Origin of the sequence: Microvirga sesbaniae, from assembly GCF_025460805.1 — a bacterium.
GTDB classification, from domain to species: Bacteria; Pseudomonadota; Alphaproteobacteria; order Rhizobiales; family Beijerinckiaceae; genus Microvirga; species Microvirga sesbaniae.
On the sequence record NZ_JAMXFJ010000046.1, the window covers coordinates 1 to 24,432 of the forward strand.

A 24,432-nucleotide genomic window follows, 5' to 3' on the forward strand; every position below is an offset into this window, starting at 1 on the left:
ACGACAAGCAGGTGGTCAACTACGACGGCAAGGTCGGCTACTACGACCAGACCGCCTATCTGTGGAAGACCGGCATCTACCGCGGCACGGCGCCCGAGACCCTGGCCGTGCAGGTCAAGAACCTCTCTCTGGAGACCGGCGCCAATCTCTCGGACTTCACTCCCGGGTCCGCAACAAGCCCGACCTCAACTGATTCGCCCTCAACATCAATGCCCTCGCCATCGACAGAGACATCAACGCCTACAACCGTCGCTTCAAATGAGGATGGTACTCTGAACGGCACATCGGGAAGAAACGACGTCATTGGTGGCAGTGGCGGCAATGACAGCGTGAACGGTTACGGGGGCAACGACATCCTGACCGGTGGTAAAGGGCGAGATGCATTTATCTTCAACACCGCCCTCAATTCAGGCAACGTGGACAAGATCACCGATTTCAGCGTGGCGGACGACACCATCCACCTGAATGATGTGGTGTTCACCGACCTAGAGTGGGGCCCGCTGGCGGATTCTGCTTTCTGGATCGGAACGGCAGCGCACGATCAAAGCGACCGGATCATCTACAACAGCTCGACCGGGGCTCTCTCGTACGATCCTGACGGCACCGGTTCGGCCGCGGCTGTCAAGTTCGCGACGCTGGCTGCCGGCTTGAAGATGACGGCGGCACACTTCCTCGTCATCTAACGATGATTCACATCAAGGAGGCTCAGGCTCTAGCCAGAGCCCCCTTGAACTCCAGCCTCAATGGCTTTAGCGCATCGGACGGACCCAAAGGGCCGCGTCAGCGACCCAGCGGGTCCGCCTCATCCGATGCGCCGGTCAAGAGAGGGGGGCCTCGGATGAATCCCAAAAGTGGTGTCCACTTTTCACGTCCGAGGCTAGAGGAGCGTTGGGTAAACCCGGGCAGAACCGTCTGTCCTTTAGCCCCTTCGTGATCTAGCGTCACAGCCCTTCGGTAATGAAGCGGCTAAATCTGAGAGGTCTCTTGGGCCCTCCCTCACTTAAGCGCCCCCCGGATTCATGCCGAGACGCTCGTTCTCTTGGCCAGCTCCATACGCGGCTCTCCTCGATTTGGTATTCTAAAGCCTCGGACCCAAAAGTGGCCCCACTTTTGGGATCGTTCCGATGCTCAACCCCTTAAGCGGCGCCTCGTTCGGTGCGGACCCGAAGGGCCACGTCAGTGACCCGCAGGGCCGCGTCAGTGAATACCGGGTCCACTTTTCCGCACGATGCGCTTGCATCGAGGTGGATCTTGCGCTTGTTGCAGGAGGGCAGAACGATCCCACGCGCCGGATTATCCGCTCGATACCCCTCCTCGACCGCATAGGTCAGGAGCGTACTCAGCAGCGCCAGGGTTCGCGTCGCGGTGTCTTTCCCGCCTTTGACGATGGCGCGCCAACGAGCCTTGGTCTTGACGTCTGCGGCGCTCTCCCCGGCAATCACGTCGCGCGCTAAGGCCCGCAGATCCGCCGAGGTCAGATCCTTCACTGTGCGGTGCCCGAGGAGCGGTATGATGTGGCGCTCGGCCCGACCACGGTCCGGGTGTTTGCGCCTCGGTGCATTGCCACAACGACAACCGGCACCAGCCGATTGTGAAGGAGAGCGGTCAGAACAGACAGAACCGTGCAGGCCGTGACGGTGGCCGCCAGGTGGGGGACGAAATGCGCAACGAGAGCGTCGGGAGAATATCCCGGGTGGCTGTGGCTGAAATGGCGGAAAACGGCGAGCCCTATGCCCGTCAGGAAGCCCAAAACGGCCGCCACGGGAACACGCCACGGCTCCGTGGGAGCCTGCCTCTTGGCAATCCTGACTGTCATCGCGATAAGGCACTCCGGAGATCCATCCCTTTTAATACCACTTTCATACCAACCGAGCAAAACACTTCGTACAAATTACGTTAACGGTTCGATTGCCGCATTTATTCCGCGCTGAGAGATCATCCGGTGGCAGTATTGGCAGCCAGTCCTCCAACGTATAGATACCAGAGCAAGACCTTTGCAGGAACGACACCGTCAAGGTCATCACCGAGCAGCCGCCGGCTGCCTTGCCTCCAGAGGCGTCCGATGCGCTGCTATTTTCATCTTGTGAACGAGGACGAGACCGTCCCGGATGAAGTCGGCATCGAGGTCGCTGACCTGGCCAAGGCGGAAGAGATGGCGCGGCAGGCCATCGAGGATATCAGGAGCGCGGCACTGGACCTCGGCGCGTCGTGGCAGGGCTGGCGGCTCGACATCGTCGCCCCATCCGGCCAGATTCTCGCATCCATTCCTCTGGATCCCGTCGTCCACTGACCGCCGGGCCGGGCGCATCAGCAGATTGCGGCTCGACCACCGGGACCGCTTTCGTCCCGTCAGGCATGGGGCGCGGCCTAGCCGCGATCCTCGTCCGCCGCCAGCTCCTCGAGGTGCTCGGCCGCCTCAAACAGATGAAACTTGGCTTCGAGCAGCGAGACCTGCTCGGCAAGAGCGCGGATCCTCTCGGCCTGCTGACGATACTCGGCCGCCTTGCTAGGGCGGAACGCATCCATAACGCTTGTCTCCGATGGCGCTTCTCGCCTACCAACGTCCGCGGGCTGTCGTTCAGTTCCGGCCCTTGCTTCAAATCACGAAAAAATCCTTGGAGGTGGACTTGAGGCTTGTGTTGAGCTTTGCGAGCTCGACGGCCGCCTTGCTGCCGGAGCCGTCGGCATCGCAGGAGAGAATGCCGGTCTTCTTGTTGTAGAGCAGATAGTCGTTCCGGTCGTCGGCCTGGCCGATCTCGAAACAAGCCTTGCGAGCCGGCCCCGGCGCGACGGGTCCGGGCGTCACGCCCCGCGGCTGTCGAGATAGGTCCTGGCCGCCTTGACGGCGGCGTCGCACCGGTTGGACGTGCCGCCGAGGATATCTTCGGGCCTGGTGCGGCCGGTCCAGACATCGAGCGCCGCCGTGACGACCCAGAGCGGCTCGGCCATGGCCCGGTCGGCGAGCTTCGGCAGGGAGGATTCGGCGCAGGTCCGCATCTCGGCGATGACGGCCTGGGGCGCGCGGACCTGGGCCAGGCGTTCGTTCATCTCCGCCTGAAGCGGATCGACGATCAGCACGCCAACGACGGCCGCCAAAAGATCTTGAAGCATTCTCACCTCTGTGCCGGCGGTCGGATCGGAAGAGATCCGACATCACGCAACAGCCGGCACGGCTTGCGTCAGAGGGGCCCGGATCGGGGTCATTCGGGATGTAGGAGCAGGTCGGCCGGGCTTCAAGGCTGGGCCTTTCCACCGCTGCGCCGTCCGGATCGGCCCGAGCCCTGCGGGTCGTGGTGCGCCCGGGCATCAAGATTATATTCCGCTGCGACCAAACGTACTTACGCAATAGAGTGGCCGGGCCTCAAAGTTGCCTGGATTGACCCTGTATCACCCGACCCATGTCGAACGTGATTTGCGGATCGGATCATCAGCCTTATGAGCAGCCCGCCTCAGCCCCGAAGTGACTTCACCTTCCCCTGGTCTGTCGATCATCAACCGCAAAGCGGACTCATCGAAAAGCTCGAAGCCTTCCAGAGGCAGTGCCTCCTGCGCTGGCAGTTCATCGAGACCTGCCGGGCGATGGCGCGCCCGGCGCTCGGGCGTGCCGGCATCCTGGTCGACCGGACCGTTTTCGCCACGGCGCTGATCGTCATGCCGAGGGTGTTCGCCGGCTGGGACGTCCTGCGTCCCGCCCTGCTCTCGCAGACCCGGGCGCTCCTGCCCTTCGCGCCGCTGCCCAGCCCCGAGGACGAAGCGATCGGGTCCGATCCGGCCTGGGAGCTTCTCGCCGAGTTCCAGGCGCTCGCGCCCGACCAGCAGGACAAGGCGGCCAAGAACCTCGCGCTCCTGTGGGATCATTTCGAGCATCTGTTCGGGGGATTGAGCGGCTTCCTGTCGGAACCGCCGGTCGAGCAATCCCTCTACCTGGACAAGCTGGCGACGGCATCGCGGCGGATGAAGCTCGCGCGCGGGTCCGAGGTCGCCTTTCACTATGTGACAGTCGAACTGATGCGGCTCTACGTGCACGGCCTTCAGCTCGGGCGCAAGGATCGGGCCGCGCTGGCCCTGGCCTCCGCCGTGTCCGGTCTGATCGACCGGGGACGCATGATGACGCCCGCGCTCACCGTGGAGGTGGAAGTGTCCCGGTCGCGGCAGGCGGAGGCCGCCTGAGCTGATCGCAGGCTCTAAAGCATCGGACGTGTGATCGAACTCACGCCCGATGCTTCAAGCTCTTGTTTTGGAACATCTTTTCGCGCAAAACCGGTTCCCACTTTTGCGCCCGATGCTTCAAGCTTTTGTTGTGGAGCATCTTTTCACGCAAAACCGGTTCCACTTTTGCGTCCGAGGCTCCAGGGACGCGACAATGCCCGGGAGGCGGCATGCCACCCGGGCATTGTCCAGAAAGGTCGCGGTCGAGCCTTAGCGGCAGCGGCGGACGCGGCGGGTCACGATGTCGCCGTCCGGCTCTTCCTCACGGATCACCACGGTGCGGCAGCGCTCGATGCTTCCGGTGGACAGATCATCGCGGTCATAGACGCGACGGCGCTCGTAGCGGCGTTCGTAGCGGTCATTGTCCGGGCCGACGCGGACGCTCGGGCCATCGGGACCGATGCCGAACTGCACCTGAGCGGACGAAGGCGTCGAAACGACGACGCTCGAACCGATTAACGCGGCTGCCAGGAGCCAAGCTGACTTCTTCATCATTCCATCTCCACGTATTGCCGTGTATTGCCGTTTGGTCGACAACGCGTTACTTCGCTTTACGTTTCATGGAATGAGACGACGAAATGCATTTCCATCGCAGAGCACGGCTGCGCGAGGAGATGACGGGAAACAACTACGAACAACCATCGGGACACAGGGCGAATACGCAACAGGGCCGGGGCTAGCGCGCCGCCTCGATCTCGCTCTGCTCGACGACGCGCTCGATCAGCTCCGCCTGGCTCTTGATGCAGTAGAGCGGCACGCCTCCTGCGGTGGACGGCAGGAGGCGCAGAACCCGGAACAGATCGTCCGGGAGGCTGTGGCAGTCGGCTCTGGGCCGCACGACCTGCCCGATTTTGAACACATGTGCGATCATGGCGCCCTCCAGGAGCCGGGAACCGGGCCATCATAGCAGGCCCGCGCGCTCACCGTGAGGCTTCGCCCAGGTCGAGCGCGGGTCCCGCCGGGCAGGCCCTGCGATCAGATCGGGCCTCTCGGGATGTCGTGCCAGTAATCGCGCATCTCCTGCTCGCGTTTGCGGTCGGGCCAGATGCGTTCGTCGCCGTAGAAGGCGGGAGCCGCCTGGACCTGAGCCTCGGTCACATCCGTGCGATAGCCCTCGAGCTCCCTGTCGTAGGCCAGCTTGTCCCACGGAACCGTATGATGGTGCACACCCAGTCCCAGGAAGCCGCCGAAGGTCACGTCCACGTAGAGAACCCGCCCGCTCACCTTCTCGATCAGCAGGCGCTTGATGGTGCCGATCTGCGTTCCGTCGGGTCCGTAGACGGCCGTGCCTTCCACCCGATCGCTCTGGATCACCGGGTGCCATTCGGTCGGCCGTTCAACCGGTCCCCAGAGATAGAACCCGTTCTCGATGATTCCGGCGGCCACCACCGCCCGGCTGACATTGAGAACCCACTCGTCGTCGGGACCGATGCGCCTGTCGAGAGCCCAGGGCCCATGCTCGGCGGGCAGCGTCTCGCCCGTGGCGCTCTCCGTAAAGCCGCGCAGATCGGGTGTCCGCTCGGACTGGAACACGTAATACGTTCTCATGGGCGCCTCCCATGCAGCAGGTCGATCGCCCCGCACCCCTTCCCTCGTGATCGCCGACGGACTCCATGCGCGTTCCGCGAGGTGATTGGACGTTCAACCTCAAGCGCGTGAGGGCGGTTCCTCGCACCTGCGAAAATGTGCGCTGCATGCCTTGGGGCGCCATGCGCTTTGCAGCGTTGGGCCGCGCGCCTTTCGGTGCTAGGCTCCCGAAAGGCAAGCCTTCTGAGTTCAGGGACGGAACAAGTGGTCGCAGACTTGGCAATATCCTTGCTCGTCGTCCTGGCCGGCGCCGTCGGGATGCTCCTGCTCCTTCTCACGTGGTTCGGCGGCAGAACCATCACGCCTGAAATCGAGGACGATCTCGACCCGATCCTGGGCGCGCGGGATCCCATGGCCATCTATGAATCCCATGGCCCGTTCATCCCGATGCCGGGCCATTTGAAAACCCGCGATCAGATGGTGGAATGGATGACCAAGGAGCTTCCCAAGCTCACGGCGGAAATCGCCAACCCTCGAGCCTGAGAAGCGGGTCGAATCAACGGGCGGAAAGCCGGAGCGCCGTCAATCGCAGCGACGGACCCGCCGCTCGATCGTGCGGCCCCATTCGTTCTCCTCGCGAATGATGATGTTGCGGCAGCGGCTCTCGTACCCGTAACGGCGCTCGTCGCGCATCGCATCCCGGCGGCCGGCCTCGTAGGCGCGGGCGCGGTCTTCCTCACGGCGCTCGCGCCAGCGTTCCCGGCGCTCGTACCGCTCCTGCTCGGGATCGCGCACGCCGACCTGCGGACGTCCGTCCGGACCGATGCCGAATTGGATCTGAGGCTGAGCGAGCGAAGGAGAAGCACTCCAGAGGCTTGCGCCCATGGCAAGAGCGGACAGAAGAATGATTTTTCGCATCGGAAAAGTCCTGTTCGACAATCGCTGTCCAACGTTCGCTTGCAGAGAGGGTTCCCAAAACAGGTCCCTGCGACGCTGGTCGATGACTCGATGAAAAGTGGATAGGATCGACACGATTTCAGGGAAACATCAGGGCCGAGGCCAGCACGCTCACCGCATAGGCCAATCCGATCAGAAGCGGGGCCAGCATCGCGGCTGACGCCAGCACGAAGACCGACAGGCTGAGGCTGCGCATGATAAGGCTCCTTCAATCATGATGCCCGCAGCCTAACGGGAACCTGGGCCGTAACATGGCACAACCGGGGCCAAACGGGAGACGGCCGGCAAAGTCGCGCCCGCCATGGGCTCGCCGAGTGGCGATGAACGGACGTGGATCTTATCGCTCGCAGGCATCCGGCGCCGCGACATCGGATCTGCCGCGAGGTCTCGGACGGGTGGCGATGTAGAGGGCGACGCTTCCCATGACGGCACCGAGAATCACCGGCAGGATGCGGCTTTCGGCGAGATGCAGAATCACCCCATAGGACAGGGCGAGCATCGTCAGGGCGAAGATTTTGGCCTTGAGCGGGATCGCCCTCTGGTCGCGCCATGCGGTGAGCAGCGGACCGAAGCGGGGATGATTGTCGAGTCTCGCGGCCAGGGCCGGGCTCGACCGGGTGAAACACCAGGCGGCCAGGAGCACGAAAGGTGTGGTCGGCAAGACCGGCAGAACGATGCCGGCGATCCCGAGCGCGAGGCTCATTCTCTTGACCGGCGCATCGGATGAGACGGAAAACCGGATCCACTTTTCCGTCCGATGCGCTAGCCGAGGCACAGGTAGAGGCGACGCATCATCCCGCTTCTCGCAAGCAACGGTCCGGAGCCGGCATAACGCTTCATTCCACGATCCTGTGCCGTGGTCAGGACCCTGGCGCCAGCGCCGCCTCGACGCTCGCGGCGATGTCGAGCAGCCGCTGGTCCTGGCCGTGGCGTGCCACCAGCATGAGGCCGACAGGCCGCTCGGTGCGGGGAAGCGGCACGGAGATCGCGGTCAGGTCGAACTGGTTGCCGAACATGGTGTTGCGCAGGATCAGCGCATCGGTCCTGTTGTAGAGCTTGTCGTCGGCCTCCAGAGGCGCAGTCAGCGGCGCCGCGATGGCGGTGGCCGGCAGCGCCAGCACGTCGACAGGAGACAACCGCGCGTCCATGGCGGCCGCGAGGGCGCGCCGGCGGCGCAGCATGCGGATATAGACCGGCGCCGGCACGGTCCCGCTGCGGGCGATCCACCAGCGCACCCGCGGGTCCATTTCGGCCGCTTTCGCGTCGAGCCAGTCCGCATGAACCTCGGAGGCCTCGATGGACGCGATGGAGGCCGCCACCGTCGTGTCGGACATGGCGTCGAGCAGATCCTCGATGCCGTGATCGGCGATCCTTGCGCCGGCCCGCGACAGGACCGCCAACGACGCCTCGAACGCCTGGTCCACCGCCGGCTCGGACTGCGAGAACAGGCGTCCCCGCGGAACGCCGATCCGCAACCCGGCCAAGGGATGCGGAGCCAGCACGCGCGGCTCCTCGCCGGCCATGACCGCATCCGCGAAGGCGCAGTCCTGCACGGTGCGGGCGAGCGGCCCGATGGAATCGAGGCTGGGCGAGAGCGGGAGGGTGCCGTCCAGCGGCACGCGGTGCGCCGTGGGCTTGAAGCCGACGACGCCGTTGAGCGCTGCCGGAATGCGCACGGAGCCGCCGGTATCGGTCCCGATGGCGATCTCGCTCGTGCCCTCGGCCACCGAGACGCCGGCGCCCGAGGACGAGCCGCCCGGAATCCGCAAGGGATCCGCCGCGTTGCCCGGCGTGCCGTAATGCGGGTTGAGGCCCAGGCCCGAGAAGGCGAACTCCACCATGTTGGTCCTGCCCAGGATGACGGTGCCGGCCTGGCGCAGCCGGCGAACGATCGCGGCGTCCCTGGCGGCGGGCGGCGCATCGCGCAGGGCGATCGAGCCCGCGAGCGTGGTCTCGCCCGCCACGTCGAACAGGTCCTTGATGGACACGATCGCCCCGTCGAGCGGCCCGAGCGAGAGCCCGATGCGACGGCGGGCATCGGCGGCATCGGCCGCGACGCGCGCCTGGTCCGCGTAGACGCGCAGGAACACCCGCTCGTCGGCCGCACGCCCGGCCAGGCGCGCCAGAATGGTTTCGAGCTTGTCTCTGATCGTCGTCATGGGGCACCGGGTGCATGGACAAGAGCGTGGAGCAATGTGGAAGAGCGGAGTGACACCTCCCGCGTCATCACCGGCCTCGTGCCGGCGATCCCGATGACGGATGGCACCGGGCTTGTCCCGGCCATGACGGGGAGGGTCAGCGTCGGACGAAAGACGGCGTCCATCACGATGCGTAGCGCTGGCGGGCCTCACCCGCATCGCCTTGGTCCGTCGTTATCGTCGACAGCGGGAAGGTGATGACGCAGCGGATTCCCGCCGGGGCGAAATCGAGCTTGATCTCCCCGCCGAGCTGCTGCGCTAGGCCGCGCTGGATCAGCTTCGATCCGAAGCCCTGGCGCTCGGGCTTCTTGACCGTCGGACCGCCGCTCTCGACCCATTCCACGAGCAGCGCGGGATGGTTCGACCCTGCGGTGACGGCCCACATCACATGGAGCTTCCCGTCCGGGACCGACAGGGACCCGTATTTGACGGCGTTCGTCGCGAGTTCATGCACGGCCAACCCCAGGGCCAGGACGGCGCCCGGTTGCAGATTGATCCTGGGACCCCGCAGACGGATGCGCTGGCGCATGCCGTCCTGGTAGGGCTCCAGCTCGTTCCTGAGCACGTCCTCCAGGAGAGCGCCCTGCCACTGGGTCGCCGTCAGAAGGTCATGGGTCTTGGCCATGCCGTGCAGGCGGTCCATGAAGGCGCTCCACGCCGCGGGATCATTGCTCTCCGCGGAGCGTCGCGTCAGGGAGGCCACGGACTGAACCGTCGCCAGCGTGTTCTTGACCCGGTGGTTGAGCTCATGGAGCAGAAGCGCCTGCCGCTCCTCGACGAGCCGGCGCTCGGTCACGTCCTGGGACACGCCGACCATGGACACCTGCCCGTCCGGGCCGGTTCGCATCCGGCCGCTGATCCGGATCCAGTGCTCGGTGCCGTCGGGCCAGATCACGCGATAGTCCACGTGCAGATCCGCGCGGGTCGCGAGGGCCTTGGCCAGGGCTTCCGCCTGCGTGGCCCGGTCGTCGGGATGGATCGACGCGATCAGGTCCGCATAGGTGAAGGGCTCGTCGGCGTCGCGGCCGAAATTGGCCCGGCACAGGGCCGACGTGGTGAAGGCGCCCGTGGACGGAACGAACTCCCAGGAGCCGAGATGGCCCGCCGTGAGAGCCAATCGCAGGCGCGCCTCGCTCTCGGCCATATGGGCGAGAACCTCCTCCCGCTCCCGTCGATGCCGGCGGATCCCGCTCGCGGCTTCCACGAGCGCCTTCTTGATCGTGTCGAATTCCAGAACCCGCGTGGTCGTCGGATCCGAAACCTCCCCGCCTCGCCCGAGGGTCTGGGCCGCCGCCACGAGCTGGTCGACCGGCTTGGCGATGGCGCGGGAAAGCAGGACCGCCAGGAGAATGCCGACCAGGATGACGGCGCCGAGAACCGCCAGCCAGAAGAGGGAGCGCTGGGCCGACCGGGCGAGCTCCGTTTCCGGGATGCTGAGCACGAAGGACCAGCCATAGGCCGGCGACTGGCTGAAATAGGTGCGCACCGGGATGCCCTCGAGGGTCACGCTCTGGAGCAGCCCTTCCCGCGAGGCCGCGAGGGCCTCCTGAACATAGGGGCTGGCGGATTGGCCGACGAACCGCTCCGGCGAGCGGGAGCGGGCCACGATGGTCCGGCTGCGGTCGAGCACAGCGGCGTTCCACCCGCTGTCGATCCGCTGGTCGCGGATGATGGTCTGGAAGACGTCCGGCGTGATCGCGAGCGACAGGATATAGGCGACCTGCTCGTCGAGGATGACCGGAACGTCGATGGTGATCAGGCGCTGCCCGGTCAGAGACCCCACATAGAGGTCGGACACGTGGGGCTTGCGGGTTTCCTGAACGAGCCGCAGCGCGTCCGGACGATTGCTGTTCGGCAGGGTCACGCCGAAAGGCACACGGGTGTTGAAGAGACCGCGGCCGCCGGGCTCGAAGAGCGCGATCCAGGACGGGTCGGCCAGGCCGGTGTTCTTGGTCTGCTGGTAGAATTCCGCGAGGTCTCCCCGGGCGAGGCTGGACGATTGGGCGAGCACCTGCAGGGCCACCACCGACTTCTCGATCTCGCGGTCGAGCAGCAGGCTCAGGGCGCGGGCCGTCTCCTGCATGCGCAGGTCGATCGCCTGCTGCTCGGCCCGGTAGCCCGAATAGAGGCCGGCGGCCGCCACCAGGATGGTCGGCAGGGCGAGGACGAAGACCAGTCCCCACAACACCTGCCGCAGCGACGTGCGGGCTCCTGCGGGACGGCCCCGATCAGCTTGCCCGGCACAAACTTGGACGGCGGATCTTCGGCCCGCCATGCTAGCTGTCCTGAACCGGCATCAGGACGCGCACGAGCGTGGCTGGATCGTCGCGGGGCCAGTCGACCTGGGCGTCGAGCTGGCGTGCCAGGGCCTTCAGGATGGTGCCGGAGGCGCTCGTCCGCGCGGCCTCCTTCTCCTCGGGGCTGAAGGCGTCGTCGGAGAGCTGGAACAGCAGGGCTCCGTTCCGCAGCTGGAGACGGAGCTTCAGCTTGCCCTGCCGTTCCTTGTAGGCGTGGCTCAGGGCGTTCACCACGATCTCGTTGAACAGGAGGGCCATCGGGGCTGCCTTCCCGGCCTCGACCTCCACGTTCTCGATCTCGAATTCCGGGGTGATCCGCACGTCCGGGAGCGCCGATGTCAGCTCCTGGCACAAGCCCTTGGCGAAGCTCGACGCGTCGAAGCGCGTCGAGCCCTGCCCGTCATAGAGATCGCGATGCGCGGCGGCGAGCGCCTGCATGCGCTCCTTCATGCGCCCGAGCACCTGGCGCGCCTGATCGTCCTCCGCCTGGCGGAACTCGATGCCGATCAGGGAGAGCAGCAGCTGGAGATTGTTCTTCACCCGGTGGTCGAGTTCATGCAGAAGCGCCGTGCGCTCGTCGAGCATCTGCTGCAGGGCATCCTGCGCCCGCTTCTTCTCGGCACGCTCGCCGGCCTCCGCCAGGGCGCGCAGGATCGTGACGGGCAGCCGGTCCAGCTTCTCCTTCAGGACGTAGTCCGTCGCGCCGCGTTTCAGGGCCTCGACGGCGACCTCTTCGCCGAGGGCGCCCGACACGAAGACGAAAGGCGTGGCGGGAGCGATCTCCCGGGCGATCTCGAGGGCGTTCAGGCCGTTGAAGGCGGGCAGAAGGTAATCGGCCAGGATCAGGTCCCATCCCCCGTCCCGGACCGCCGCCGTGAACTCGTCGGCGGACACCACGCGCTCGATCGCGGCGGACAGGCCGGCATCGGTCAGGGCTTCCGTCATCAATTCAGCGTCGAGGACGCTGTCCTCCAGCAGGAGGATGCGCGGCCCCTGAGCCGATGGGATCCCGGGCGCCCGAACCATCGTGGCTCCTCAAGCCCCGTTGCGCCGCGGCGGCGGCTCGTTGAGGATCGCCCAGAACACCCCGAGATCCTGGATCGCGTCGAAGAATTCGCGGAAGCCCACGGGCTTCACCACGAAGGCGTTCACGCCGAGCTCGTAGCTGCGCACCAGGTCGCTCTCCTCCCGCGACGAGGTGAGCATGACGACCGGCGTCTGGCGCAGGTGCGGATCGGCCTTGACCTTCTCCAGCACCTCGAGCCCGTCGATCTTCGGCAGCTTGAGATCGAGCAGGACGACGGCCGGGTCGCTGGTGTTGCGGCTCTCATGGGGCCCGCGGCGATAGAGGAAATCGAGCGCCTCCTCGCCGTCGCGCACCACCACGACCTCGTTGGCGAGCTGGCTCTGCTCCAGGGCCGCCAGGGTCAGTTCGAGATCCCTCGGGTTGTCCTCAACCAGCAGGATCGGTTTCAATTCCGGCATTCACGCCGCTCCTTCATCATGATCCGGCAGGGCAATCGAGAAGGTCGCGCCCCTGTCGAGCGCCCCTTCCGCCCAGGCCCGGCCGCCGTGCCGCTCGACGATTCGGCGAACATTGGCGAGCCCGATTCCCGTGCCTTCGAACTCTTCCATCCGGTGCAGGCGCTGGAAGACGCCGAACAACTTGTCGATGTACCTCATATCGAACCCGACGCCGTTGTCGCGCACGAAATAGACCGTCTCCCCATCCTTTCGGCTGGAGCCGATCTCGATGCGCGCTTTCTCCCGGGTGCGGGTGTACTTTACCGCATTGTCGAGGAGGTTTTCAAATACCAGCCGGATCAGGACCGGATCCGCCGTCACGGGAGACAGATCCCCGACGACCCATTGGATCTGGCGGCCGTCATGCTCGGCGGACAGCTTGTGCCTGATCTCGCCGACCAGGCCGGCCACATCCACCGTCCGGGGCTTCAGGGCCGTGCGGCCCATCTGCGAGAAGCGCAGCAGGTTGTCGACGAGGGTTCCGGCCGTGTAGGCGGATTCGATGATGGTGTCCACGTAGCGCCGGCCCTTCTCGGACAGGTCGCCCGCCTCCTTCTTCAGCAGCTCGGAATAGCCCACGATGTGCCGGAACGGGGCCCGCAGGTCGTGGGACACCGAATAGGAGAAGGCCTCCAGCTCCTTGTTGCTGCGGCGCAGCTCCTCCGACAGCGAGGCCAGCTCCTCGGCCCGGCGCAGGACGATGCCCACGATGGCGTTGCGCAGCTCCTTGACCGCCTCGATCTCGCTCCGGTCCCAGGCCAGGGAGCGGCTGCGCACCGTCTCCTTCCAGGTCTCGAAGGAGCGCCGGGGGTGAAGCCTCAAGGAGCCCGCCTCCTCCTGAACGGGCTTCTGCGGATTGCCGCCCCACTTCACGGTCTGCACGACCTCGGGGCGGAACCAGAGCACGTAGCTCGAATGCACCTTCGAGACCGAGATGGAGAGCAGGCCGCTCGCCTTGTCGGCGAAGTCCTGCGCCGCCGGATAGACGGCCGACAGGTGATCGGTGGCGAACACGTCCTCCTGATGGTTGTCGGACAGCCATTCGAACAGCGCCCGGACCCGATCCTTGGCGGGCGTCTCGCCCAGGCACCAGCAATGGTCCCGCGTCAGGACGGCGGCGCCCTGCGCGCCGGAGAGCATCATCAGGTCGTCGGGATGGTTCACGAGGCCCGCGATGAAATGCTCCTCGGCGGCCATGTGGGCGAGAAGCCTCGTCTGCACAGCGCCTAATCGCACCCGGTTCTCGGCCAGCGTGGTGTTCTCCCGCGCCTCGAGCTGCAGGGAGAAGATCTGCGTGAGGAAATCGCACGCGTTGCGCACCTGGAGCGAGACCCGCTTGGGCTCCTTGTTGTGGCAGGAGATCAGGCCCCACAGCCGGCCGTCGCGCAGGATCGAGATCGACATGGAGGCGAGCGTCCCCATGTTGCGCATGTATTCGAGATGGACCGGCGAGACGCTGCGCAGCACCGAGTCGCTCAGATCCAGCGGAGCGGGATCGCGCGACTGGATGGGGACCGCCGTGTAGGTGGCGTCGGGAATGATGCGCAGGCGGTTGCGGCGGTAGAGCTCCCTGGCCTGAGCCGGGATGTCGGAGGCCGGAAAACGCAGGTCGAGATAGGACGGCAGGACCTCATTGCGGTCCTCGGCGATGACGGTGCCGTTCCACTGCTCGTCGAACTGGTAGATCAGGACCCGGTCGAACCCGGTCATGCGGCGGATGTCCTGCGCGGCGAGCTGGCACAGGGTCTGGATCGTGGAGGCGCCCTGCAGCTGCTCCACGAACCGGCGCAGGGTGGGATAGAGCGCATCGATGCTGGAGACCGCGCCATAAGGCGGCTCCTCCAGCTCGAGGATCGCGCAATCGCCGGACCGGGAGACGGCCGTCTCGAAGAACCGCTCCTGCTGGGCGGTGTGGACCTGGATGGTCCGGACGAACCGGGTATTCCCTGCCGCCGGAGGATCGTCGAGCTGCCCGGCGAATTCCGCGCTCAGGGCGGGCATCACCTCGCCGAAGGGCCGGCCGAGGGCATCGGCCGGATCGAACCCGAAGATCTCGGCCGTGTTGGCGCTGGCATAGGCGATGGTCCGGTCGGACAGCCGGATCGCGAGAAGGATCCCGTGCGGCTGGATGCTGCCGGGGATGTGGATCGGCTCCCGCTCGCAGGCGGTGAGATCGAGGTCCTGCGTCTGCTGGGTCATGGGGCCTCGCACAGCCAATCGTGCATCACGGTAAAGGTATCCTGCGCGGCCCCGACGATGAGATCGTCGGCTTCCGGCGACGACGCTTCCTGAAGCATCGCCCCGAACGACTTCCACATGGCGCCGACATGGCGCCCATAGCTGCGAAAATAGGCGCAGCCCGTTTCCGCGGTGAATCCCAGCCGATTCTCGACCTGGCGCGCGATGATCGCGCCGCCGAGCGTCGAGCCCTCGACCACGTACATGCTTCCGAGCACCGCCGCCGGGGCCGGCAGAGGCATGAGAGGCCGGCATTGTGGCAAACCAATGATGTCGTCGGATTTCAATCCTAGAACCTCGAGGTCTCGGGCGAGCAGGCTCGCCTTGCGGCGCCCGTCGAAGAAGGCCCGGTCGGGGGCGCGCTCGGCGGCCTTCCTCTCCCAGGCCGCGTGGAACCCGTAGAAGCGGATCAGCAGGTCCCTGTAGGCCTCCCGCGACGCGGTCCGGCGGTCGAGATCGATGGCGGCCTCGATCCGGTCGTGCGCCGGGCGGGTTTCGATCTTCAGTCGTTCGAGAAGTGTCATGCAACCTCGTCTACAGGGCGTCCCAGCCGTCGTGCGACCGCCCGTTCCGCCAGCCCCATCCCGTCGTGGATCAGAACCGCGAGAAGCGCAACCACCAACCCGCCCTGCAGCACGAAAGCCACGTTGTTGGACTGGAGGCCCGCGATGATGACCTCGCCCAATCCCTTGGCCGCCACCGTCGACCCGATGGTGGCGGTGCCGAGGCTGATGATCACCGAGAGCCGGATGCCGGCGAGAATCACCGGAAGGGCGAGCGGCAGCTCCACCTGCATCAGGCGCTGGCGCGGGTTCAGGCCCATGCCCTTGGCGGCCTCGAGGGTCTGGGGGGAGACGTCCATCAGGCCGGTGAGCGTGTTCTCGAAGATCGGCAGGAGGCCGTAGAGGAAGAGCGCGATGAAGGTCGGCTTCTCGCCGAAGCCGACGAGCGGCACCGCGATGGCCAGGACGGCGATCGGCGGGAAGGTCTGGCCGATATTCACGAGGCTGCGCGACAGCGGCAGGAACTCGGCGCCCGACGGCCGCGTGACGAAGATGCCGAGCCCTACGGCCAGGATCGTGCTGGCGAGCGTCGCCAGCACCACGATGCGCAGATGCGACAGGGTGAGGGCGAGAAGGCTGCCCTGGTTGTAGATCGCCGGCGCGCCGTTCACGGTCAGGGGCCTGAACGCGAAGGCGAAAAGCCCCGGGGCCGTGACGAAGAGCACGAGCAGGAGCAGCGCCGCCGCGCGCAGGGCGAAGGCTCGCGCGCTCATGCGATGGAGCGCCCATGCGCCAGGATGCCCCGGACGCTGACGCGTCCGAGGGCGGCGCCCGTTGCATCGACGACCGGCAAGGCGTCGCGCCCGACCCAGATCAGGCGCGAGAGCGCATCGCGCAGGGACTCGGAGACGAGGATGGGGTCGCCGTCGGCGGCGCCGGGCTCGAGCGCCGCCTGCACGCGCGTCAGGGAGAGAAGTCGGAAGGGCCGCTCGGCCGTCCCCACGAGCTGCTCGACGAACGCCTCCGCTGGATGGGTCAGCAGCTGGGCGGGCGTGTCGTATTGCAGGAGCCGCGCCTGATCCATCACGGCGATGCGGTCGCCGAGCTGGAACGCCTCGTTCATGTCGTGCGTGACGAGCACGATGGTGGTGCCGAGGCGGCGCTGGATCGCCACGAGATCGTCCTGCGCCTTGCTGCGGATGACCGGATCGAGCGCGCCGAACGGCTCGTCCATCAGCAGGAGCCCGGGCTTTGCCGCGAGCGCCCGGGCGACGCCCACGCGCTGCTGCTGTCCGCCCGACAGTTCATGCGGGAATTTTTTGGCGAATTCTCCTGGTTCGAGCTGGAACAGATCGAGAAGCTCCTCGATCCGGGCGGCGATCCGCCGCTTGTCCCAGCCGAGAAGGCGCGGCACCGTAGCGATGTTCTCCGCGACGGTGCGATGGGGAAACAGCCCGTAGCCCTGGATCACGTAGCCGATCCGGTGCCGCAGCTCGTCCTCCGGGATCGCCATCGTGTCCTGGCCGTCGATGAGCACGCGGCCGGCGCTCGGCTCGACGAGGCGGTTGATCATGCGCAGCAGGGTCGACTTGCCTGCCCCCGACGTGCCGACGATCACCGCGATGGTCCCCTCGTCGACCCGCAGGGATACGTCCTCGACCACAATGGTCGCGCCATAGCGCTTGGTAAGGTGCTCGATCTCGATCATCTAGGAGCCCCGCCTGGTCAGATCGACGATGGCATCGAGGGTGATGGCGGCGACGAATGACAGGGCCACCGTGGGAATGGCCCCGAGCAGCACGAGGTCGATCGCCGTCTGGCCGATGCCCTGGAACACGAAGGTGCCGAAGCCCCCTCCCCCGATCAGCGCCGCCACGGTGGCCAGGCCGAGATTCTGGACCAGCACGATGCGGATGCCGGCCAGGATGACGGGAAGCGCCAGGGGCAGGTCGACCTGACACAGGCGCTGGCGCGCGGACAATCCCATGCCGCGGGCCGCGTCGGAGACAGCGGCCGGCACCTGGTTCAGCCCGGTGACCGTGTTGGCCACCACGGGCAGCAGGGAATAGAGGAAGAGCGCGATGAAGGCCGGCGCGGCCCCGATGCCGTGAATGCCCAGGGCGGCCGCCAGTGGCACGTGCGCGGACAGATAGCCCAGCGGCGCGATCAGGATCCCGAAGAGCGCGATGCTCGGGATCGTCTGGACGATGTTGAGCACCTGCAGGATCGCCGTCCGCAGGGGCCGGACGCGATGGGCCAGGATGCCGAGGGGCAGCCCGACTAGGCAGGCGGCCGTCATCGATCCCAGGGCGAGCCACAGGTGCTGGCCCGCCTCGCGCCAGAAGATGTCCTGGCGGTTCGCATATTCCTTGAGCAGGGAGAGATCGTTCCAGGCGCCCGAGACGAGCAGGAGGGCGACCGCGCCCGCCGCCGCCGCCATGGCGGCGATCCGCGCCCAGGGTCCCAGGCGCAGGCGCGTCAGCGCGTCGGCGGCCAGCAACGCGAAGGAGAGGGCGAGGAGCCAGAAGCCGAGGGACGGCGACACGCGCGCAAACGTGTTGCCGGCCGGCGTGACGAACCCGGCCGACCATCCGACCGCCGGAAAGATCACGCCCAGCCCCACGGATGCGGCCGCGAGGCGGATCAGCGGGTTGCGGACCAGCGCCGCGCACGACGCCACGCCGAGCGCCGCGATCAGCACGATCAGGACGCCCGGAGGCGGCAGCGCGTCCGTCAGCATCCGTCCCTCACCCGCCACGATGCGGTTGGCCCGGTAGATGACGAACGGACAGGCGAAGAGCGCGACGCCGATCAGCACGGCGACCACGCTCCCGAGCCGATCGAGGGACAGGGCGAGGGACAGGGATGGACGCAAGGAAGACATGCCGGGCGCGGTGGTTCGGGAGGAGATCGTGTTCACAAAGCTTCCGGCCCCTATCGCGCCGCCTGTCGTTCCTTGAGCCGGGACGTCAGATCATTTCAGAAATCCCTTGGACTTCAAATAGTCCGTGGCCACCGCCTTCGCCGGCTCGCCGCCCACCTGGACGCGGGCGTTCAGCCCCTGGAGCGTGGCGAGGTCGAGGGACGCGAAGACGGGCTTCAGGATCTCGGCGATCTTCGGGTTCTCCTTCAGGGCGGCCTCGCGGATGATCGGCGCCGGCGCATAGACCGGCTGCACGTTCCTGTTGTCCTCCATCACCACGAGGCCCGACGGGGCGATGCCGCCGTCGGTGCCGTAGACCATGGCGGCGTTCGCCCCGTTGGTCTGCTCGGCCGCCGCCTTGATGGTGGCCGCCGTGTCGCCGCCGGACAGCACGATGAGCTGTTCCGGCTTCATCTTGAAGTCATAGGTCTTCTGGAAGGCCGGCAGGGCCGCGTCCGAGTTCACGAACTCGGCGGAGGCCGCGAGAACCACCTTGCCGCCCTTCGTCACCCACTGGCCGAAATCGGACAGGGTCCTAAGCTTGTTGGAATCGGCCACGTCCTTGCGCAGCGCGATGGCCCAGGTGTTGTTGGCCGGCGCGGGATCGAGCCAGACGATCTTGTTGGCGTCGTAATCGAGCTTCTTGGCCGTCTCGAAGCCCTTCGCCGCATCCTTCCAGACCGGATCGTCGGCCTTGTTGAAGAAGAAGCCCGCATTGCCGGTATATTCCGGGTAGATGTCGATCTCGCCCGCCGTGATGGCCTTGCGCACCACCGGGGTCGCGCCGAGCTGGATCCGGTCCTGGGTCTTGATGCCGTTGGAGTTGAGCGCGAGCAGGATGATGTTGCCCAGCACCGAGCCTTCCGTGTCGATCTTCGACGAGACGACCACGTCGGCCCGGACGGCCCCGGCAGCCGCCAGGGCCAAGGCAGCAGCCAATGTCAGCGACTTGAGGACGGTCTTCATGCGAACCCCCTAGAAAACAGTGCCCTGCTCTTTCTAGGACAGTCGGGCCGTTTAGGCAGGGGGGAGCCTCCCGAAGAATCATGCGGGATGTTAAAAACTTCGTGTGGGGGCAAAAGATCCCGCCGCAGAAGATCCCGCCGGAGGAACCATCGTCCTCCGGCGGGGCGACCGCTGCGAGCGCCTCTCGGGGCCTCGTCAGGCGTTCAGGGTCGACGGAGGCTCCTGGGCGATGGTGAAGCGCACCTGCGCCTGGGGGCGGTGATCCTCGGACAGCGTGCGCCAGGTGCGCTCGGCCTCCATGCGGCTCTCGAAGGGGCCGACCACCCGCTCGGTGCCCTGGACGATGGTTTCGCAGTCGCAGGAGGTGTACTCGCCGCCGACGACCCAGAAACGGGACTTCATCATGATCGATCTCCATTGGTGACAAAGGTGAGAGGGATGGGTTGAGGGTTGGCCGGCCTCACTCGGCCGCCTGAAGCTTGGCCGGGTTCTGGAACTGCGCGGTCTCGGTCGATTCCGCCATCGCCGTGGTGGAGGACTTGCCCCCGGTGATGACCACCGAGACCTGGTCGAAATAGCCGGTGCCGACCTCGCGCTGGTGGCGGGTGGCCGTGTAGCCGTCGGTCTCGGCGGCGAACTCACGCACCTGCAGGTCGGAATAGGCGCCCATGCCGCGGTCGCGGTAGCCGCTCGCCAGTTCGAACATGCCGTAATTGAGCTGGTGGAAGCCGGCCAGCGTCACGAACTGGAACCGGTAGCCCATGGCGCCGAGCTCGCGCTGGAACTTGGCGATGGTGGCGTCGTCGAGCTTCTTCTTCCAGTTGAAGGAGGGCGAGCAGTTATAGGCGAGCAGCTTGCCCGGATGATGCTTGTGGATCGCCTCCGCGAACCGGCGCGCATCGTCGAGATCCGGATGGGAGGTCTCCCACCACAGGAGGTCGGCGAGCTCCGCGTAGGCGAGCCCGCGGGCGATGCAATGGTCGAGGCCGGTGCCCTCCTTCAGGCGGTAGAAGCCTTCCGGGGTGCGGCTGTCGGGCTCGATGAAGGGCCGGTCGCGCTCGTCCACGTCCGACGTGATGAGCTTGGCCGATTCCGCGTCCGTCCGCGCCATGATCAGGGTCGAGGTGCCCATCACGTCGGCGGCGAGCCGCGCGGCGATCAGGTTGCGCTCGTGCGCCGAGGTCGGGATGAGCACCTTGCCGCCCAGATGCCCGCACTTCTTCTCCGAGGCGAGCTGGTCCTCGAAATGCACGCCGGCGGCTCCGGCCTCGATATAGGCCTTCATGATCTCGAAGGTGTTGAGCGGCCCGCCGAAACCGGCCTCCGCGTCGGCCACGATGGGCAGGAACCAGTCGCGCTTCGCGCCGCCCTCCGCATGCTCGATCTGGTCGGCACGCTGGAAGGTGCGGTTGATGCGACGGCACAGTTCGGGGCCGGAATTGGCCGGATAGAGAGACTGGTCCGGATACATGGCGCCCGCCACGTTCGAATCCGCCGCCACCTGCCAGCCGGAGAGATAGATCGCCTCGAGGCCGGCCCGGGCCATCTGCATGGCCTGATTGCCCGTCATGGCGCCGAGGGAATGGACATAGGGACGCTCCTGCAGCAGCCGCCACAGGCGCTGCGCGCCGCGCTCGGCGAGCGTGTGGGCGATCGGAAAGGATCCGCGCAGCCGGGCCACGTCCTCGGCCGAATAGGGCCTGCGGATACCGTCGAAGCGCCCGTCGGGAGCGGCGGAGATCAGGTCCTGCAGGGAGCCCGGGTTCGGCTGATGGGTCATGGCGATCCGTCCTTTTACATTTCTTGACAAAACCATCCCGCAGTCCAGAATTATTGCAGAGCAGCAGGACGTCTTGATGGAATAATCCGCGAAGAAGCGTTTGTTTCAACGAGGAATTTCAAAAGAAAAGTCGCCTTGTAAAGCTTTGACTCGACAGGTCGTGTAAACTTGTAAAAAGATTTACAACATGGATGAGAGCAGAAAGCTTTTCGTGGGTCCACGCCTCAAGCGGCTGCGGCGCGAGCTCAACATGAGCCAGTCGCGCATGGCCGAGGAGCTCGGGCTCTCCCCGAGCTACCTGAACCTGATGGAGCGCAACCAGCGCCCGATCACCGCCCAGGTGCTGATCCGCCTCGCGCACGCCTATTCCCTGGATCCACGCGAATTCGCCAACGACGATCACGAGCGCACCGTGTCGGAGCTCGAGGAGGTCTTCGCCGATCCGCTCTTCCGCGCGACCCCGGTGGCGCGGCTCGAGCTGCGCGAGACCGTGGAGAGCGCCCCCTCCCTGGTCGACGCCGTCAACCGTCTCTACCGGGCCTATCAGGCCCTGCGCGGCGCCCGCGAGGCGGTCATGCCGAGCCCCAGCGACCGCGACCGGGCCGAGGACGCGTCCCAGGTCAACCCGGTCGACCGGGTGCGGGAGCTGATCCACGAGGCGAAGAACCATTTCGCCGAGCTGGACGAGGCCGCCGAGGCTCTGGCGTCCGACCTCGCCCAGACGGGCCACGAGCCGTTCTTCGCCGTGGCCGAACGCCTGCACGCCCGGCACGGCATCCGGGTGCGCATCATGCCCGTCGACGTGATGCCGGACAGCCTGCGCCGCTACGACCATCACCGGCGCCAGCTCCTGATCTCCGAACTGGTGGATCCTTCCGGCAGAACCTTCCAGGCCGCCTACCAGCTGGCCTTCGCCGAGATGCGCGAGACCATCGACGGGCTCGCCGCCCGCCTCGAGCCCGCGGACGGTCCCGCCCGGCGGCTGCTGCGGGTCTCGTTCGGCAATTACTTCGCCGGCGCCCTCATGATGCCCTATGGCCGGTTCCATGCGGCCGCGGAGGCGCTGGGCTACGACGTGGAGGTGCTGGGCGCCCGCTTCGGAGCGAGCTTCGAACAGGTGGCGCACCGCCTCACCACGCTGGCCCGCCCGGGGGCCCGGGGGATCCCGTTCTTCCTGGTGCGGGTGGATTCCGCCGGCAACGTGTCGAAGCGCTTCTCCTCGGGCCGGTTCCCGTTCTCGCAGTTCGGCGGCACCTGTCCGCTCTGGAACCTGCACTCCACCTTCCGGATTCCGGGACAGGTGGCGACCCAGGTCGTCGAGCTGCCGGATGCCTCGCGCTGGTTCTCCATCGCCCGCACGGTCCGGCGCGCCTTCAACCCCTGGGGGGCGCCCGATCCGCAATTCGTCGTGGGCCTCGGCTGCGAGCTGAAATACGCCCACCGCCTCGTCTATGCCCGCGGCCTCGACCCGGCTTCCGCGGACGCGACGCCGATCGGGGTCAACTGCCGCCTGTGCGAGCGCGCCGCCTGCCCGCAGCGCGCCGCCCCGCCCCTGATGCATGCGCTCATCGTCGACGAGATGAAGCGCGGGATCTCGCCCTTCGAGTTCGACGCGACCTGAATGTTACGCCCGCAGGCGTTTCGGTAACGGATCGTCGAGCCAGTGATCCAGGAACCGGTCGAGCCAGCGGGAGACATGGGGGTCGTGCTGGAAGCGCCCGGCGAGCTGCCGGACCCGGTCCTGCGCACCGGGCATCTTCAGGCGCTCCTCGGCGTGCACGGTCCAGCGGCACAGCATCGCGTGGGTGACCTCCGGGTGGAACTGGAGGCCGAAGGCCCGCTCCCCGACCCGGATCGCCTGGGTGGGAAAGTCGTCCCCCGTCGCCAGGGTCTCGGCCCCGCTCGGGCAGTCGAAGCCCTCCCGGTGCCAGTGATAGACGTGGCTCGGCCAGGAGACGCCCCAGTCGCGGCTGAGGGCCTCTCCGGCCGGCGTCGGCAGCAGGGGGTAATAGCCGATCTCGGCCCGGCCTTCCGGATGGGCCCAGACCCGGGCGCCGAGATGCCTGGCCATCATCTGGGCCCCGAGACAGAGGCCCAGATAAGGCTTGTTCTCCTTGAGCGGCACCTGGATCCAGTCGATCTCCGCCTTCACGAAATCGTCAGGATCGTTGGCGCTCATCGGGCCGCCGAAGATCACGGCTCCGGTGTGCTCGGCAAGGGTCTCCGGCAGCGGGTCACCGAATCGGGGACGGCGGATGTCGAGGGGATAGCCGCGCTCCACGAGCAGGCGCCCGACCCGGCCGGGGGTGGAATGCTCCTGATGCAGAACGATGAGGACGGGCGCCCTGGATCGCCGCCTAGGCATGGGTACGATCCGATCCGGGAGCATTCATGGGCCTATATCGGCAATCACGCGAGGACATGGGGCGATTATTCGAGCCGGGCAGCCTTCCCGCAAGAGCCTCAAAGGACGATCAGCCATGCTTCATCCGGATAGGCGTCCGGCCGGGGATCTCGCGCATCGTGCGGGCCCGGATGGCCGCGCCGGACGATGCGCTGCTTGAGAAGGTGAGCCGCGGACCCACTTTTGGGATCGGTGCTCTAAAGCATCGGACCCAAAAGTGGACTTGCACTTTTGGGATCCATCCGATGCTTTCTTCTTGGATGAGAGCATCGGTCAGAACGGAAAACCGGATCCACTTTTCCGTCCGATGCTCTAGCCGGGGGCGGAAGACCGCCCTAAGATCACACCGTAACAATATCATATGTTATGGCGGTTCTGCCCGGTTTTTGCTTGGATCTGCAAAAATGATAGAAGCGTCTGATTCTCCAGGCTTGAAGTCCAGACCATCCTGCGCATCTTGCTTCCGTGCCCTGCCGAGCCATCGGCGGGCGCCCCAGCGTGAAAGAAAGTAAACCCGTGACTGACAGCGTAACCAGCGACGGCGATCTCAACGGCCTGCGCATTCTCGTCGTCGAGGACGAAGCCGCGATCTCCCTGCTCCTGGAGGACATGCTTCTCGACTTCGGCTGCGAGGTGATCGGCCCAGCCGCCCGCCTGTCGGCCGCCCTTGACGCTGTGGCGCGCGAACAGGTCGATCTGGCGATCCTCGACGTGAACGTCGCCGGCGAGCCGATCTATCCGGTCGCCGAGGCCCTGGCGCAGCGGTCGATCCCGTTCGTCTTCTCGACCGGCTATGGCAGCGCGGGCATCCGCGACGCCTTCCGCGACCGTCCGGTTCTGCAGAAGCCCTTCGCCCAGAACGATCTGAAGCAGAAGCTGCTGATGGCGCGCGGCACGGCGACCTGA

28 protein-coding genes and 1 pseudogene are annotated in these 24,432 nt (G+C 66.4%); 6 read left to right on the forward strand and 23 right to left on the reverse strand.

Translation table 11 applies throughout. The annotated features are described in order from the left end of the window. A pseudogene (locus tag OCW50_RS29045) lies at positions 1-683 on the forward strand (hypothetical protein); the annotation flags it as partial. 453 nt (positions 684-1,136) lie between these two features. Here OCW50_RS29045 and OCW50_RS29050 read toward each other — a convergent pair. Together OCW50_RS29050 and OCW50_RS29055 are read right to left on the reverse strand one after the other, a co-directional pair. After that, positions 1,137-1,487: a hypothetical protein gene (locus OCW50_RS29050; protein WP_262299985.1), complete on the reverse strand. Its 351-nt coding sequence runs from the start codon at positions 1,485-1,487 to the stop codon at positions 1,137-1,139. Next, positions 1,484-1,816: a hypothetical protein gene (locus tag OCW50_RS29055; RefSeq protein WP_262299986.1), complete on the reverse strand. Its 333-nt coding sequence runs from the start codon at positions 1,814-1,816 to the stop codon at positions 1,484-1,486. Before OCW50_RS29055 ends, OCW50_RS29050 begins: the two co-directional genes overlap by 4 nt. Before the next feature lie 246 nt (positions 1,817-2,062). On the opposite strand from OCW50_RS29055, the gene OCW50_RS29060 reads away from it, so the two are divergent. After that, complete coding sequence (locus OCW50_RS29060) at positions 2,063-2,290, forward strand: DUF6894 family protein (RefSeq protein ID WP_262299987.1); 228 nt, start codon at positions 2,063-2,065, stop codon at positions 2,288-2,290. A 77-nt stretch (positions 2,291-2,367) separates the two neighbouring features. Here the strand turns inward: OCW50_RS29060 and OCW50_RS29065 are convergent, their stop codons facing one another. From OCW50_RS29065 to OCW50_RS29075, 3 genes are all read right to left on the reverse strand, one after another. Then, positions 2,368-2,526: a hypothetical protein gene (locus OCW50_RS29065; RefSeq protein WP_262299988.1), complete on the reverse strand. Its 159-nt coding sequence runs from the start codon at positions 2,524-2,526 to the stop codon at positions 2,368-2,370. A 70-nt stretch (positions 2,527-2,596) separates the two neighbouring features. Further along, a complete protein-coding gene (locus OCW50_RS29070; RefSeq protein WP_262299989.1) occupies positions 2,597-2,806 on the reverse strand; it encodes a hypothetical protein in 210 nt (69 codons plus the stop codon). Then, positions 2,803-3,111 carry a hypothetical protein gene (locus tag OCW50_RS29075; protein ID WP_262299990.1) on the reverse strand — a complete coding sequence of 103 codons (309 nt, stop codon included), beginning with the start codon at positions 3,109-3,111 and terminating at the stop codon, positions 2,803-2,805. The genes OCW50_RS29070 and OCW50_RS29075 overlap by 4 nt, the downstream gene beginning before the upstream one ends. A 324-nt stretch (positions 3,112-3,435) precedes the next feature. On the opposite strand from OCW50_RS29075, the gene OCW50_RS29080 reads away from it, so the two are divergent. Then, positions 3,436-4,170: a hypothetical protein gene (locus OCW50_RS29080; protein WP_262299991.1), complete on the forward strand. Its 735-nt coding sequence runs from the start codon at positions 3,436-3,438 to the stop codon at positions 4,168-4,170. 249 nt (positions 4,171-4,419) lie between these two features. On the opposite strand, the gene OCW50_RS29085 is transcribed toward OCW50_RS29080, so the two are convergent. The 3 genes from OCW50_RS29085 to OCW50_RS29095 all read right to left on the reverse strand — a co-directional run bounded on the left by OCW50_RS29085 (position 4,420) and on the right by OCW50_RS29095 (position 5,757). Further along, positions 4,420-4,701 carry a hypothetical protein gene (locus OCW50_RS29085; RefSeq protein ID WP_262299992.1) on the reverse strand — a complete coding sequence of 94 codons (282 nt, stop codon included), beginning with the start codon at positions 4,699-4,701 and terminating at the stop codon, positions 4,420-4,422. Positions 4,702-4,885: 184 nt separating this feature from the next. Then, positions 4,886-5,080 (reverse strand): hypothetical protein, encoded by a 195-nt coding sequence (locus OCW50_RS29090; protein ID WP_262271230.1) that lies wholly within the window; start codon positions 5,078-5,080, stop codon positions 4,886-4,888. Between the two features lie 104 nt (positions 5,081-5,184). Further along, complete coding sequence (locus OCW50_RS29095) at positions 5,185-5,757, reverse strand: PRC-barrel domain-containing protein (protein WP_262271229.1); 573 nt, start codon at positions 5,755-5,757, stop codon at positions 5,185-5,187. A gap of 255 nt (positions 5,758-6,012) precedes the next feature. Between OCW50_RS29095 and OCW50_RS29100 the strand changes: the two genes are divergently transcribed. Further along, on the forward strand, positions 6,013-6,279 hold the full coding sequence (locus tag OCW50_RS29100) for a hypothetical protein (protein ID WP_262299993.1): 267 nt from the start codon (positions 6,013-6,015) through the stop codon (positions 6,277-6,279). Positions 6,280-6,318: 39 nt separating this feature from the next. Here OCW50_RS29100 and OCW50_RS29105 read toward each other — a convergent pair whose 3' ends face one another. From OCW50_RS29105 to aceA, 14 genes are all read right to left on the reverse strand, one after another. After that, positions 6,319-6,654 carry a hypothetical protein gene (locus OCW50_RS29105; protein WP_262271227.1) on the reverse strand — a complete coding sequence of 112 codons (336 nt, stop codon included), beginning with the start codon at positions 6,652-6,654 and terminating at the stop codon, positions 6,319-6,321. 376 nt (positions 6,655-7,030) lie between these two features. Continuing rightward, positions 7,031-7,396 (reverse strand): YbaN family protein, encoded by a 366-nt coding sequence (locus OCW50_RS29110; protein WP_262299994.1) that lies wholly within the window; start codon positions 7,394-7,396, stop codon positions 7,031-7,033. Positions 7,397-7,553: 157 nt separating this feature from the next. After that, the gene (locus OCW50_RS29115; RefSeq protein ID WP_262299995.1) at positions 7,554-8,852 is read right to left on the reverse strand and encodes an amidase; all 1,299 of its coding nucleotides are present in this window, start codon (positions 8,850-8,852) and stop codon (positions 7,554-7,556) included. Positions 8,853-9,015: 163 nt separating this feature from the next. Further along, on the reverse strand, positions 9,016-11,166 hold the full coding sequence (locus OCW50_RS29120) for a sensor histidine kinase (protein ID WP_262299996.1): 2,151 nt from the start codon (positions 11,164-11,166) through the stop codon (positions 9,016-9,018). Between the two features lies 1 nt (position 11,167). After that, the gene (locus tag OCW50_RS29125; RefSeq protein ID WP_262299997.1) at positions 11,168-12,214 is read right to left on the reverse strand and encodes a sensor histidine kinase; all 1,047 of its coding nucleotides are present in this window, start codon (positions 12,212-12,214) and stop codon (positions 11,168-11,170) included. A 9-nt stretch (positions 12,215-12,223) separates the two neighbouring features. Further along, complete coding sequence (locus OCW50_RS29130; RefSeq protein WP_262271223.1) at positions 12,224-12,673, reverse strand: response regulator; 450 nt, start codon at positions 12,671-12,673, stop codon at positions 12,224-12,226. After that, positions 12,674-14,911, reverse strand: a complete 2,238-nt coding sequence (locus tag OCW50_RS29135) for an ATP-binding protein (RefSeq protein WP_262299998.1) — start codon at positions 14,909-14,911, stop codon at positions 12,674-12,676. Then, entirely contained in the window at positions 14,908-15,474 is a 567-nt protein-coding gene (locus tag OCW50_RS29140) for a biliverdin-producing heme oxygenase (protein WP_262299999.1), read from the reverse strand. The genes OCW50_RS29135 and OCW50_RS29140 overlap by 4 nt, the downstream gene beginning before the upstream one ends. Then, positions 15,471-16,226 carry an ABC transporter permease gene (locus OCW50_RS29145; RefSeq protein WP_262300000.1) on the reverse strand — a complete coding sequence of 252 codons (756 nt, stop codon included), beginning with the start codon at positions 16,224-16,226 and terminating at the stop codon, positions 15,471-15,473. The genes OCW50_RS29140 and OCW50_RS29145 overlap by 4 nt, the downstream gene beginning before the upstream one ends. Continuing rightward, positions 16,223-17,161 carry an ABC transporter ATP-binding protein gene (locus OCW50_RS29150; RefSeq protein ID WP_262271219.1) on the reverse strand — a complete coding sequence of 313 codons (939 nt, stop codon included), beginning with the start codon at positions 17,159-17,161 and terminating at the stop codon, positions 16,223-16,225. The genes OCW50_RS29145 and OCW50_RS29150 overlap by 4 nt, the downstream gene beginning before the upstream one ends. Then, entirely contained in the window at positions 17,162-18,337 is a 1,176-nt protein-coding gene (locus tag OCW50_RS29155) for an ABC transporter permease (RefSeq protein WP_262300001.1), read from the reverse strand. It lies immediately after the preceding gene. Positions 18,338-18,427: 90 nt separating this feature from the next. After that, a complete protein-coding gene (gene osmF, locus OCW50_RS29160; protein WP_262300002.1) occupies positions 18,428-19,342 on the reverse strand; it encodes a glycine betaine ABC transporter substrate-binding protein OsmF in 915 nt (304 codons plus the stop codon). 195 nt (positions 19,343-19,537) lie between these two features. After that, complete coding sequence (locus tag OCW50_RS29165) at positions 19,538-19,747, reverse strand: DUF4170 domain-containing protein (protein ID WP_262300003.1); 210 nt, start codon at positions 19,745-19,747, stop codon at positions 19,538-19,540. Positions 19,748-19,802: 55 nt separating this feature from the next. Then, positions 19,803-21,122, reverse strand: a complete 1,320-nt coding sequence (gene aceA / locus OCW50_RS29170) for an isocitrate lyase (protein WP_262300004.1) — start codon at positions 21,120-21,122, stop codon at positions 19,803-19,805. Positions 21,123-21,309: 187 nt separating this feature from the next. Between aceA and OCW50_RS29175 the strand changes: the two genes are divergently transcribed. After that, positions 21,310-22,743 carry a helix-turn-helix domain-containing protein gene (locus OCW50_RS29175; protein ID WP_262300005.1) on the forward strand — a complete coding sequence of 478 codons (1,434 nt, stop codon included), beginning with the start codon at positions 21,310-21,312 and terminating at the stop codon, positions 22,741-22,743. A 3-nt stretch (positions 22,744-22,746) separates the two neighbouring features. On the opposite strand, the gene OCW50_RS29180 is transcribed toward OCW50_RS29175, so the two are convergent. After that, positions 22,747-23,487 carry a glutamine amidotransferase gene (locus OCW50_RS29180; protein ID WP_262300006.1) on the reverse strand — a complete coding sequence of 247 codons (741 nt, stop codon included), beginning with the start codon at positions 23,485-23,487 and terminating at the stop codon, positions 22,747-22,749. Between the two features lie 555 nt (positions 23,488-24,042). On the opposite strand from OCW50_RS29180, the gene OCW50_RS29185 reads away from it, so the two are divergent. Further along, a complete protein-coding gene (locus OCW50_RS29185; protein WP_262300007.1) occupies positions 24,043-24,432 on the forward strand; it encodes a response regulator in 390 nt (129 codons plus the stop codon).

Bases quoted from the DNA above. Each gene is read 5' to 3' on its own strand.
- OCW50_RS29055 (WP_262299986.1), bottom strand. From the start codon at position 1,816: ATGACAGTCAGGATTGCCAAGAGGCAGGCTCCCACGGAGCCGTGGCGT.
- OCW50_RS29060 (WP_262299987.1), top strand. From the start codon at position 2,063: ATGCGCTGCTATTTTCATCTTGTGAACGAGGACGAGACCGTCCCGGAT.
- OCW50_RS29065 (WP_262299988.1), bottom strand. From the start codon at position 2,526: ATGGATGCGTTCCGCCCTAGCAAGGCGGCCGAGTATCGTCAGCAGGCC.
- OCW50_RS29075 (WP_262299990.1), bottom strand. From the start codon at position 3,111: ATGCTTCAAGATCTTTTGGCGGCCGTCGTTGGCGTGCTGATCGTCGAT.
- OCW50_RS29080 (WP_262299991.1), top strand. From the start codon at position 3,436: ATGAGCAGCCCGCCTCAGCCCCGAAGTGACTTCACCTTCCCCTGGTCT.
- OCW50_RS29085 (WP_262299992.1), bottom strand. From the start codon at position 4,701: ATGAAGAAGTCAGCTTGGCTCCTGGCAGCCGCGTTAATCGGTTCGAGC.
- OCW50_RS29090 (WP_262271230.1), bottom strand. From the start codon at position 5,080: ATGATCGCACATGTGTTCAAAATCGGGCAGGTCGTGCGGCCCAGAGCC.
- OCW50_RS29095 (WP_262271229.1), bottom strand. From the start codon at position 5,757: ATGAGAACGTATTACGTGTTCCAGTCCGAGCGGACACCCGATCTGCGC.
- OCW50_RS29105 (WP_262271227.1), bottom strand. From the start codon at position 6,654: ATGCGAAAAATCATTCTTCTGTCCGCTCTTGCCATGGGCGCAAGCCTC.
- OCW50_RS29110 (WP_262299994.1), bottom strand. From the start codon at position 7,396: ATGAGCCTCGCGCTCGGGATCGCCGGCATCGTTCTGCCGGTCTTGCCG.
- OCW50_RS29115 (WP_262299995.1), bottom strand. From the start codon at position 8,852: ATGACGACGATCAGAGACAAGCTCGAAACCATTCTGGCGCGCCTGGCC.
- OCW50_RS29120 (WP_262299996.1), bottom strand. From the start codon at position 11,166: ATGGCGGGCCGAAGATCCGCCGTCCAAGTTTGTGCCGGGCAAGCTGAT.
- OCW50_RS29125 (WP_262299997.1), bottom strand. From the start codon at position 12,214: ATGGTTCGGGCGCCCGGGATCCCATCGGCTCAGGGGCCGCGCATCCTC.
- OCW50_RS29130 (WP_262271223.1), bottom strand. From the start codon at position 12,673: ATGCCGGAATTGAAACCGATCCTGCTGGTTGAGGACAACCCGAGGGAT.
- OCW50_RS29135 (WP_262299998.1), bottom strand. From the start codon at position 14,911: ATGACCCAGCAGACGCAGGACCTCGATCTCACCGCCTGCGAGCGGGAG.
- OCW50_RS29140 (WP_262299999.1), bottom strand. From the start codon at position 15,474: ATGACACTTCTCGAACGACTGAAGATCGAAACCCGCCCGGCGCACGAC.
- OCW50_RS29145 (WP_262300000.1), bottom strand. From the start codon at position 16,226: ATGAGCGCGCGAGCCTTCGCCCTGCGCGCGGCGGCGCTGCTCCTGCTC.
- OCW50_RS29150 (WP_262271219.1), bottom strand. From the start codon at position 17,161: ATGATCGAGATCGAGCACCTTACCAAGCGCTATGGCGCGACCATTGTG.
- OCW50_RS29155 (WP_262300001.1), bottom strand. From the start codon at position 18,337: ATGTCTTCCTTGCGTCCATCCCTGTCCCTCGCCCTGTCCCTCGATCGG.
- osmF (WP_262300002.1), bottom strand. From the start codon at position 19,342: ATGAAGACCGTCCTCAAGTCGCTGACATTGGCTGCTGCCTTGGCCCTG.
- OCW50_RS29165 (WP_262300003.1), bottom strand. From the start codon at position 19,747: ATGATGAAGTCCCGTTTCTGGGTCGTCGGCGGCGAGTACACCTCCTGC.
- aceA (WP_262300004.1), bottom strand. From the start codon at position 21,122: ATGACCCATCAGCCGAACCCGGGCTCCCTGCAGGACCTGATCTCCGCC.
- OCW50_RS29175 (WP_262300005.1), top strand. From the start codon at position 21,310: ATGGATGAGAGCAGAAAGCTTTTCGTGGGTCCACGCCTCAAGCGGCTG.
- OCW50_RS29180 (WP_262300006.1), bottom strand. From the start codon at position 23,487: ATGCCTAGGCGGCGATCCAGGGCGCCCGTCCTCATCGTTCTGCATCAG.